Below are 10,374 nucleotides of genomic sequence, written 5' to 3'. Positions count from 1 at the left end.
CTACGCGGATGACCAAGGTACCGAAACCGGATCGTGCGGCACAGCCGCCCCCTGAGTGGCAAAAACGATCTTTTCCGGCGTCGGCGAAGTGATCCGGAACCCTCCGTTCGAAACTTCTTCGAGGTTGCTGTTCCGGTCTTTTTCTCTCCAGCAATGGGAGAGAAGCGTTACCCGGATGGGTGGTCTTAGCTTCGTCGTGGCGCGAGGAGAATTTTCGTGACACAGGACCGCACCGCGATGGTCATCGGAGCCGGGCCCGCCGGGCTCGCCACCGCGATCGCGCTGCGCCGGGCCGGATTCGGGGTCGAGGTCCGCGAGCGAGCGGCCGAGCCGCGATCCGGGAACGGGCTTACCTTGTGGCCCAACGGTCTTCGCGCGCTGGACGCGATCGGCGCCGGGGCGGCGGTGCGCGCGGGCGCGTTGCCGGCGCCGGGTACGTCGATGCGGTCGAAGACGGGCCGGTCCCTCTACGAGGTGTCCGGACCGGTCATGGACACGATCGGCGGACGCGGTGCGGGTATGCACCGCAAGGATTTGCTCGACGCGCTCACGGGAGTGCTCGGCGAACGCCCGGTCTTCGGCGCCCGCTGCGTCGGTGTGCGCACGGAAGCCGGGCGCGCGGTGGCCGAATTCGCCGACGGCACCGAAGCACGCGCGGACCTGGTGGTCGGCGCCGACGGTATCCGGTCTTCGGTGCGGGCGGGCATCGGGCTGGCCGAGCCGCTCCGCTACGCCGGTTTCACGGTCTGGCGTGCGACGATCGAATTCGAGCTGCCGCCGTTTCCCGGGGTGCTCTCGATGGGCGGCCCGAACCAATTCGGGATCTGGCGGCTGCCCGCCGGCCGGGTTTACTGGTTCGCTTCGGCACCCGCCGTCGAAGGTGCGAGCGAATCGAGGCCGCCCGGTTTCTTCGAGAACTGGCATGCGCCGATTCCGGAATTGCTGGCCGCGACCGAGAGCGAAGAGATCACCGCGACCGATATCTACGACAGCGAGCCACTGCGCGCGTGGAGTGCGGCCAGGGTGGTGCTGGCGGGAGACGCGGCGCATCCGAGTATGCCGAACATGGGGCAGGGCACCTCGCAGGCGTTCGAGGACGCCGCGGTGCTCGCCGATTGTCTCGATGGCGGCGCGGGGATCGAGCCGGCGTTGATGGAGTACGAACGGCGCAGGCGACGCCGTGCTCGTGCCGCCTGGTCTCAGGCCCGGATGCTCGCCAGGATCGGTGGCTGGCGCAATCCGCTGGCGTGCCTGTTGCGGGAAAAGCTGATGAGCGCCGCTCCGGAACGCGCGCAGTTGCGGCAGTTGGAACGTTTGTTCACATTTCATCCAAAGTCGGGAGAATGATCACCGTCACCTGGTGATTCGTATGGATGAGTGATGGTACCGATCAGGTTCGGCCAGTAGGATGCTAACGGAACATATGGTTTTCTGATCGTTTCAGCGAGAGGCCGCCGGGGAGGTCGAAGTGAACGATCCGGGACTGGAGTGTTCGGTGGTGGGACCGGGAATTGTCCGGGTCGGGCTCAAGGTCACCGTGCCGGTCGAGAAGGCTTGGCTCGCGCTGGCCGATCCCATGCGGCTGGCGCACTGGTTCGGTGAAATCGGCGAGCCGTGGCTGCCGGGCAGACGGGACAGGATCGAATTCGGTGACGGCGATTTCTTCGAAGTGCTCACCCACGAGGTCGTCGAGTGCCGGGTGATCGATTTCGAATGGCGTTTTCTCGGGCTCTCGCCGATCGCGAGGATCCGCTGGACGGCGAAGGTGCTGCCGGACGGCACCGAAATCGCCGTCGAGGACCGTGACCCGCACCGGACCCCGGCGGAATCGGATGAACTGCTGACCGGCTGGACGGATTTCTTCCGGCGACTGGCGCGTTATCTCGCCACCGGCGAATCCAGCCGGTACGCATGGCGTGACGACATCGACGGTTCGGTCGACCTGCCCTCGTTCGCCGGTGCCGCCCTGCACCGCGACGCCCTGGTGCGCTGGTTGCCGATCGCGAGCGACGGATTCGCCCCGCGCTGGTTCTTCATCGTCGACGACGAGGGGCCGCGCCGGTTCCGAGTGGACGACTGGAGCGAGGAACCGGGCGGCCTGCGGTTCTCGGTCGAGATCCCCGGCGCGGCCGCCCGCACCCGGTGCCGGGTCACCGCGACGGGGAAGCGGCTTTCCTTCTCCCACAGCGGCTGGCGCGCGCTCGAACTCCCCGACCGGCGGGCGCTGCTGCTGCGCCGCCGGTTCACCGCGGCCTGGGTGGCCGCGCTCGACCAGGCTCGTGGCCTCGCCGAAGTCCGTTGACACCGGCACCATCGACGCCCGCGCCCCGGGCGGGAGAGACGAATGGGGGATTCTCCATGAATGGTGAGCGGGTTCCACTGGAGTCGGCAGGCTGTGCCACCGACCAGACCGCGGAGGACCGGATCGAAGCGGTCTTGCGCTCGGTGCGGATGATGCGGGAGAACGTCGGTGACGAGCTTTCCCTGCGCGACCTCGCGCAGTCCGCGCTGCTGAGCCCGTTCCACTTCCACCGGGTGTTCCGGCAGATGACCGCGTCCACCCCGGCAAGGTATCTCGCGGCGTGGCGGATGGCGGAGGCGAAGCGGATGCTCGCCTACAGTTCGGTGAACGTCACCGACATCTGCATGCAGGTCGGCTATTCCAGCCTCGGCACGTTCACCTCGCAGTTCACCCGGCTGGTCGGGGTGCCCCCGCGCCGGTTCCGCGCGCTGGTCACCGCGTGGTCCGATCAGCCGTTCGCGGCCGTGCTGGCCGATCTCCGGTCCGTGCTGGTCGAACCGGACCCGGTGCAGCTGACCGGGACGATCACCGGCGGGGAGGGTGTGGACGCGTTCGCCGTGGTCGGCCTGTTCTCCTCCGGCATCCCCCAGGAGGCACCCGCCGCGTGCGCGATCCCGGAGGTGCCGGGGATGGCGGTGTTCGGTGGCCTGCCGGACGGCGAGTACTACCCGCTGGCGATGTGCTTCCCGCCGTCCGTCACCGTGGCCGAGGCGATGGTCGACGAACTGGACCGGGGCTACTTCGCCGCGAGCCGGGTACCGGTGCGCATTTCCGGCGGGGTGGCGCTCACGCACTCGGCGTTCACCCTGCGGGTCCGGCCGCGGCGGCAACTCGATCCGCCGATGGTGCTGGCGCTGCCGCTGGTGGTGGCCGCGCAGCTGCGGGAAACCCCGATGCCCCGGCAGCGCTCTCCGCGCTCGTAACATTTCTTCGCCGGTTCCCGCTCACGTGTGCCCGCCGGGCGTAGAATTCCTGTCCAGACTCACTATGAATTCGTGTGGTCAAACCTGGGTCGGGTGAACGGTACTTGGCGGAGAAGCGCTACTACGGCCAGTTCTGCGGACTCGCCGCGGCGCTCGACGTCATCGGCGAACGCTGGACCCTGCTGATCCTGCGCGAACTGCTGATCGGGCCGGTCCGGTTCAACGAGATGAGCGAGAACCTGCCGGGGATCGGCCCCAACCTGCTCACCGACCGGCTGCGGCTGCTGGCCGAACACGGCCTGGTGCGGACCGAGCCGGTGCCGGAGGACGGCCGTGGCAAGCGATACCTGCTCACCGGACTCGGCACGTCGCTGCTGCCGTCCATCCTCGGCCTGGCGAAATGGGGGATGCAGTTCCTCACCGAGGACGACGCCGTGAACGGGGCCAGCCGGTCGGCGTGGGGTTTCCTCGCCGTGCAGGCGATGATCGACCCCGCCGAAGTGCCCGAAGTGGACGAGAGCTACGAGTTCCGGGTGGACGACGAGGTGTTCCACATCGCCGTGCGCTCCGGGAAGGCGACCGCCGCCCGCGGCGCCGCGACGGATCCGGTCATGGTGGTCGGCACCACCGCGGCCACCTTCATCCGGATCGGCGCGCAGATGCTCAGCCCGTTCGACGCGCTCGTCGCGGGCGCGCTCAAGATCGACGGGGATCCGGACGCGGTACAGCGCTGCACCCGGCTCATCGGCCTGTCCGCGAAGCCCCCGCTCTCCCGCACCCGCTGAGCCTGGGGGAGCGTCGGAGGGGCGTTGAGTATCCTTCACCAGTCAAGTACATGAAGGCCCCCTTCCTTGCGCTAGACGCAAGGAAGGGGGCCTTCATGTACTTCAGGATACGGTCAACTAGATGTAAGCGGACATTTCGCCTTGACTTGTGTCCTCAGTGGACGGTTAGTGAGCCTGAGGAGCCGCCCAGAGACGCCTTCACGGACCTCAGGATCGGGGTCGCACGCCACTTCAGCCGCCGTAAAGGAGGACGGGTGCGGCATCGGCGGGCCCCGGTGGCCAGCCGAACAAGCGCACGAGAGCGTGCATGCCCGCGCGCAGCGGCAACGGGGTCATGCCCATTCGCCGCGCCTGCTGGATCGCGCCCGCCTGCTGTGCCATTCCCGCGCCGCTCCACAGTGACCACTGGGCCGCCACGGTCGAACATCGGGGGAGGCCGGCCGCGGCACGGAGGGTGGATCTGCGCAGGAGTTCGTTGGCCAGCCCGTAACCGCCGAGGCTGCGGTGTGGTTCCTCGGCGGTGATGGAGCCGAAAGTTATCAGCTGCCGCAGTCCGGCCGGGTCGATCGCGGCGAGCACGGCTTCGAGGCCGGCTACTTTCACCTGCTGTGCGCGGACGAGCGCCGTGGTGGTCGTGGTCGCGACCGGGCCTCCGGTGAGCAGCCCGGCGCAGTGCACCACGGCGCCGACCGGAGGAGCGTCCGTCGTGGACAGTAGGCGCGCGATCCCGTGACGGTCGGTGACGTCCGCGGTGAGCACGGTCGCGCACAGTCCGGACAGGTGCCTGGCGGAGGACGGCGGCAGCCGCGCTGGTTCGAGGACGTCGATCAGGATCGGGTGCAGTCCGTACACTTTGGACAGTACGACGGCCGCGCGCAGTCCCAGGCCGCCGAGGCCGCCGGTGACCACGACCGAGCGGCCCGGCCGGGCATCTTCCGCGCGGAGTGGCGGCAGCTCGGCCGGGCACCAGGCGGTGGTGGTGATCCGGCCGTCGTCGCCCACCTGCGCGAGAGAGGGGAGCGCGCCCTCGGAGTTGAGCAGTGAGACCGCGACCCGGATCGCCCGAGTGGACGGTTCGGCGGAAAGCTCCACGCATCGGACGTCGAGCGCTGAATCCTCCTTGGCCGCCGCTCGCAGCAGGCTGGCGCCACCCGCGCCGAGGTGCACCAGCGCCAGCCGTCCGCCGTCACGGCGGGCAGCGGCGATCCCGTCGAGCAGTCTCGCGTTGTCCTCCCAGCCGAACTCGGCGCCGAGCAGGATCGCCGTGCCGCCGGCGGAACCGGGTGGTGCCGACCGGGCGCGGAGTTCGGCCGCGACCGGGTGCGTGTCCGGCCCGACGAGATGCCAGCAGCGGCGGCGGAACTCCCCTGGCGGCACCGGGATCCGCCGCGGGAGGAAGGCGGGCATCAGGTGCGCAACGCGGTGAGCAGGGTCGGGATCGCCTCGGCCTGGAAATCGACGTCCACATCGAACTCGTTGATCATCCCCTCCAGTACGAGCAGCGAGACCAGCGGGAACACGAACTCGGGCGCGGCGGCGACGTTGGATCGCCGTTGCAGGTCGAACAGTCTGGTCGCGAACGGCGCCAGCCGGAACTGGCCCGCGGTCCGCCGGTGCGCGGCGGTGACCAGCTCCACGATCCCGGCGCGGAAGCCGTCGAGGTCCGCGTCCGGCGGCACGTACTCGCTGCTCCGGAGCACGACCTCGGCGCATTCCTCGCCCCGGCCCATCGACATGTTCAGGAAGAACTCTGCGAACTGCCGCTGCACCACCGGGCCCAGGTGCACCACGAATCCGGCGTCCAGCAGGACGACCTCGGAATCCTTTGTCAGATAAAGGTTTCCCGGATGCATGTCGCAGTGCACCAGTCCGTCGAGGAAGAGCATCTGGTACACGCCGTGCAGCACCTTGCGGATCAGTACGCGCCGTTCTTCCCTGGTGAGTTCGCCGGGGCCGAACCGGCCGAGTCCTTCGAGGTACTCCATCACCAGCACGCCCTCGCCGCAGGCTTCCGGGAGTGGCTCCGGGACCCGGAAGTACTCGAGCCCGGTGAGGTTGGCCCGCAGGGAGGTCAGCGCGGCCGCCTCGGCGTCGAGGTCGAGCTGGCGCAGCACCGCGAAACCGACCTGGTCGACCATCCGCCTGGCGGGTACCTTGCGCATGCCGGGCACCCGTTGGATCACACTGGCGCCCTTGCCCAGCAAGGCGAAATCGGCGTGCATACGTTCGCGGATCCGCGGCCTGCGCACCTTCACCGCCACCTCGCGGCCGTCGTGCAGCCGTGCGCGGTAGACACAGGCGATGCTGCCGCTCGCCGACGGCGTCCAGTCGAATTCCTTGAACGGCCAGGTTCTTTCCCGGTACGCGTGCGTGCACACCTCCTCCGCCTGTGCGCGGGTCATCGGGTTGACGCGGTCGTGCAGGCGGCCGAGCGCCGCGCACAGATGCGGCGGAAGCAGGTCCTGGCGGGTGCCGAGGAGCTGGCCGCCCTTGACGAACGTCGGTCCCAAGGCGACGAGCATGGTGGTGAGCCTGTCCCGCCCCGGCTGCCCGCCGTTCCGGTTCAGCCTGCGGTGTAAGGACTCCGCCGCGCCGGCGGTTCCGTGCCGCGCGGCGGTGCCCGCCCAGGTCCCCGCCCGGCCCAGCATTCTTCCCCAGCCCACCGTCGCGGGCTCCGTCGACGGAAATGTGCCCACTGGTCGCCCCCATCGGCTGAAGGATGGCAGGGAAGCTCTACGTAGCTGAAGTGTTCCTCAATGGTGGGCGGCGCGGTGCCGCCGGGGCGACCGCCGTCCGAGTGACGGACCTCCTTGCTGGCAGGGGGAACTCGCGCGAACACGGACAGCGGCAACCTGCGAGAAGGTGCGGCGTGGTGTAGCCGCCTAACTTTGCTGATACCGATCCATGGAGACGGGAAGGATTGCCGCGATGGCTATCGATCTTTGCAACAAGTCCCCGGACTTGGTAACGGAGCGCGGCCCCGGTTCGTGGGCCGAGGCCGTCCCGTCCGAGCCCGCCCTGCTGGACGATCTGGGCACGGAACAGCGAGACGCGCTCAACTTCGCGTACCGCACCACGTTGAGCAACGTCGATCCCCGTTTCGTCGCGGGGGATCCGGCCGCGTGGGCCAGTGATTTCGGGTACGCGCTCGACCGGGTCGCCATCCGGCTGGACAACCGCAGCAACGGGGAACTGCGCGAGCAGGCCCTGCGGCATCCGGACCCGGTGATGCGTGAACAGGCGCTCTACGAGTACGCCGACCGCGACCACGCCGACGCGATCGAACTGCTGGAGGAGGCCGCCCGCACCGACACCAATCGCGAGCTGCGCTGGGATGCGTTGTGGGCCATCGAAAAGCTCGGTGGCGCCACCGCGGTGACCACCCTGCAGAAGTTCCTCACCGACGACGACCCCGAGATCGCCGAGTGGGCGAAGCTGTTCATCTCCGAGCTGCAGACCGGGGACCCGGCGTTCGACGGCAGGCCCGGCCTCTACACCCCGGGCCGCACTTTCGACGAGACGATCTACCTGCTCATCCACTGCGACCTCTACGTCCGGCTGGACGAGAGCAATACGCACTGGGGCAAGATCTCGCTGGCCCCGCAGGGACTCGCCCGGATCTACGGCCAGGCGCACGCCTGCCCGAACGTGAGCACCCGCGAACGTCAGCTGGTGATCGCCAAGACGATCTCCGGGCTGCACAAGGACGGCTCGCCGCACTGTGACAACTATCTGTTCCGCGGCTTCACCGACCGCACCAGGCGCGACCGCGGCAACTTCTTCTTCGAGTCGCTTGTGCCGAGGACCTTCTTCAAGTCGGGCCGCGCGGACGACCCGAGCCAGGGCGTGCGGCAGGCCAACATCGGCTTCGCCCGGTACGGCACCTGGCATCTCGAACCGAAGTTCCAGGTACGCGAGGAGGCCGCGATCCGGTACGTGCGCGGCCGCTTCCAGGGCTGGGGCCACGTGAACCTGTCCAGGATCGCGGGCAGGCCGCTGGAAGAGGTGCTCACCCCCGGCAACGGCGTGCTGTCCACCTTGCACGATCCCGAAGTCGGCCCGATGACCAACGCGTTCATCCTCGGCACCTTCAAGGGCAAGCTGAACGACTGGGACGGCGACGGCGTGATCGACTTGAACTCCCGGAACGTGTATTCGACCGCGGAGGGCGAGATCGACTCGGACCAGGACGGGATCCCGGACAAGGCGGGGCAGACCTGCTGCGACTACACCAACCTGCTGCCCTGACGGGCTTTCCGATTCCGTTCGACTCTGAGAGGCAATGATGGCTACACCCACGAAGCCGTCCGTGATCTATGGCCGTCCGGTCACGACCGAAGGCGTGCCCAACGTATACGCCGGCGCGAAGGTGGTTCCCTGGACCGCCCCCGATCCCGGTATCGACAACCTCGGCATCAACTCCATCGACACCTTCGCGGTACCCGGTGTCGGGGAGTACACCGTTCCCTTCGACGGTTGGGTGCGGGTCGTCCGCTCCGAGCCGACCTCGCGGGAATGGTCCAAGGCCGAGGTGTACACGAACCTGATCGAAATGAAGATGGTCGGCGAGTGCGAGGAACTCGGCCGGATCACCGTGACGCTGAACCCGGATTGCCTGTCCACCGGGCAGATCCGCACGCCGTTCGATCCGTACGCCGGTGAAGGGCCGTCGGCGAAGGCGTGCCGGATGGCGGTCGGCGCGATCTTCGACATGCCCAAGCTGGGGATGAAGCTGGTCAACAAGGAGCCGATCATCCTCACCATCGACGACGTGCGGCAGATCCCGCCGGCCGGCGCGCCGGGCAAGGGCCAGATCTACCGGATGCTGCCCTTGCACGACAGCAGGTACCTCGACCAGCAGCCGGTCGCCTACGTGACCAGCCTCCGCTTCAACATGGGCGGGTACCTCTCGCCGGAGGAGCTGGCCGCGAAGTAACGGCGTCCCATCCAGGGTCCGGTCAGGGGTGTTCCCACCGCGGTTTCGTGGTGGGAACACCCCGGCGCCGGGTTTTGCCGAAGGCAGGAGACGGTATGGTCGCGCCGGTCACCGGACGGCTGAGTACACCGCCGATGATCAGGGGACTGCCGTTGCTGGGCAGCCTGATCGAATGGCGACGGGATCACTTCGCCGTGTTCATGCGCGCATACGAGCGCCATGGCCCGGTGTTCGGCATCCAGCTCGGCCCGCAGAAGGGGGTCGTGTTGATCGGACCCGAGTACCACGACTTCTATTTCAAGGAGGTCGACAGGACCCTTTCGGTCCCCGATCTCTACAAGTTCGTGGTGCCGATGTTCGGCGACGTCATGCTGGCCGCACAGGACTTCGAGCGCAGGCGCGGGCATGTTTCCTTGTTGCAGTCGGCGTTTAAGGGCGGCAGGCTCACGCATTACACCGGGGTGATGACCGAGGAGGTCGAGACCTGGCTGGACGGGCTCGGCGAGCACGGCGAGTTCGATCTCTGGGACACCTTCGAACCACTGGTGATGCGGATCGCGGCGAGCGCGCTGATGGGGCCGGAGATCCGTGCGCGCGTCGACGAATTCCGGCCGCTGCTGGTGGATCTGGCCAGGGGGATGGAGTTCATCCTGCCGCCGAACCTGCCGCTGCCCAAGTTCTTCCGCCGCGATCGCGCCAAGAGACTGCTCACCGAAATGCTCCGTCCGGTGCTCGAAACGCGACGGCGTGATCCCGGCGGGCGCTCCGATTTCCTCCAGACCCTCGTCGACGACGACGATCTGCGCGCCGAGGGCGACGAGGCACAGATCGGCATGGCGCTGTGCACCATCTTCACCGGGTACATCACCACGGCGGCGCAGGCCGCGTGGACCTTGGTGCAACTGCTGAGGAATCCCGGCTATCTCGGCACCGTGGTGCGCGAACTGGACGAAGGCGTTGCCCGGGTACCGAGGCTCGACTGGGCGTTCAAGGAGTCGTTGCGGCTGCGGCCGGTGATGGGCCACTACGCCAGGATGACCGCGGTCGAGTACGAAGTGGACGGTTACCGGGTGCCGAAGGGCTGGATGACCATGCTGTGCCCCGGCGTCGCGCACCGGCTGCCCGGGATCTTCGCCGATCCCGGCCGCTACGACCCGGAGCGGTTCGCGCCCGGTCGAGCCGAGGACAAACGGCATCCGCACGCGCTGATCGGGTTCAGCGGCGGCTTCTATCGTTGTCCCGGCCAGGCTTTCGGCACCGCGGAGGTGACCACGATCCTCGGCTCACTGTTGTCCCGGTACGCACTCACGCCGCTGGAGGCGGACCCGCCGTCGGACTTCGATCTCGGCGTGACCCGGCCTGGTTCTCCTTGTGTGATCAGGTATCGGCGGAGGTAACCGCAATTCCGGAGAAGTTGCCGGCTCGCCG

9 protein-coding genes are annotated in these 10,374 nt (G+C 68.2%); 7 read left to right on the top strand and 2 right to left on the bottom strand.

Annotated features, from left to right (window positions below; translation table 11 throughout):
- Window positions 1-216: 216 nt before the first annotated feature.
- From BS329_RS08975 to BS329_RS08960, 4 genes are all read left to right on the top strand, one after another.
- Window positions 217-1,347 (top strand): FAD-dependent monooxygenase, encoded by a 1,131-nt coding sequence (locus BS329_RS08975; protein WP_084749494.1) that lies wholly within the window; start codon window positions 217-219, stop codon window positions 1,345-1,347.
- Between the two features lie 121 nt (window positions 1,348-1,468).
- Window positions 1,469-2,302, top strand: coding sequence for an SRPBCC family protein (locus BS329_RS08970; RefSeq protein ID WP_076157866.1), 834 nt, complete (start codon window positions 1,469-1,471; stop codon window positions 2,300-2,302).
- Window positions 2,303-2,358: 56 nt separating this feature from the next.
- Window positions 2,359-3,225 carry a helix-turn-helix transcriptional regulator gene (locus BS329_RS08965; protein ID WP_076157863.1) on the top strand — a complete coding sequence of 289 codons (867 nt, stop codon included), beginning with the start codon at window positions 2,359-2,361 and terminating at the stop codon, window positions 3,223-3,225.
- A gap of 74 nt (window positions 3,226-3,299) precedes the next feature.
- Window positions 3,300-4,010, top strand: coding sequence for a winged helix-turn-helix transcriptional regulator (locus tag BS329_RS08960; protein WP_244197072.1), 711 nt, complete (start codon window positions 3,300-3,302; stop codon window positions 4,008-4,010).
- A gap of 231 nt (window positions 4,011-4,241) precedes the next feature.
- Here BS329_RS08960 and BS329_RS08955 read toward each other — a convergent pair whose 3' ends face one another.
- Both BS329_RS08955 and BS329_RS08950 read right to left on the bottom strand, forming a co-directional pair.
- Window positions 4,242-5,417 (bottom strand): KR domain-containing protein, encoded by a 1,176-nt coding sequence (locus BS329_RS08955; protein ID WP_076157857.1) that lies wholly within the window; start codon window positions 5,415-5,417, stop codon window positions 4,242-4,244.
- Complete coding sequence (locus BS329_RS08950; protein WP_143252928.1) at window positions 5,417-6,673, bottom strand: ABC1 kinase family protein; 1,257 nt, start codon at window positions 6,671-6,673, stop codon at window positions 5,417-5,419. Before BS329_RS08950 ends, BS329_RS08955 begins: the two co-directional genes overlap by 1 nt.
- A 265-nt stretch (window positions 6,674-6,938) precedes the next feature.
- Between BS329_RS08950 and BS329_RS08945 the strand changes: the two genes are divergently transcribed.
- The 3 genes from BS329_RS08945 (at window position 6,939) to BS329_RS08935 (ending at window position 10,343) form a co-directional block, all read left to right on the top strand.
- Complete coding sequence (locus BS329_RS08945) at window positions 6,939-8,258, top strand: HEAT repeat domain-containing protein (RefSeq protein WP_076157854.1); 1,320 nt, start codon at window positions 6,939-6,941, stop codon at window positions 8,256-8,258.
- Window positions 8,259-8,295: 37 nt separating this feature from the next.
- The gene (locus tag BS329_RS08940) at window positions 8,296-8,946 is read left to right on the top strand and encodes a DUF6073 family protein (protein WP_076158202.1); all 651 of its coding nucleotides are present in this window, start codon (window positions 8,296-8,298) and stop codon (window positions 8,944-8,946) included.
- A 95-nt stretch (window positions 8,947-9,041) separates the two neighbouring features.
- On the top strand, window positions 9,042-10,343 hold the full coding sequence (locus tag BS329_RS08935) for a cytochrome P450 (protein ID WP_076157851.1): 1,302 nt from the start codon (window positions 9,042-9,044) through the stop codon (window positions 10,341-10,343).
- Window positions 10,344-10,374 lie beyond the last annotated feature (31 nt).

The sequence above is a fragment of the Amycolatopsis coloradensis genome (assembly GCF_001953865.1).
GTDB classification, from domain to species: Bacteria; Actinomycetota; Actinomycetes; order Mycobacteriales; family Pseudonocardiaceae; genus Amycolatopsis; species Amycolatopsis coloradensis.
The sequence above is the reverse complement of the archived record's forward strand: the minus strand, read 5'-3'. Positions and strand labels throughout refer to the sequence as shown.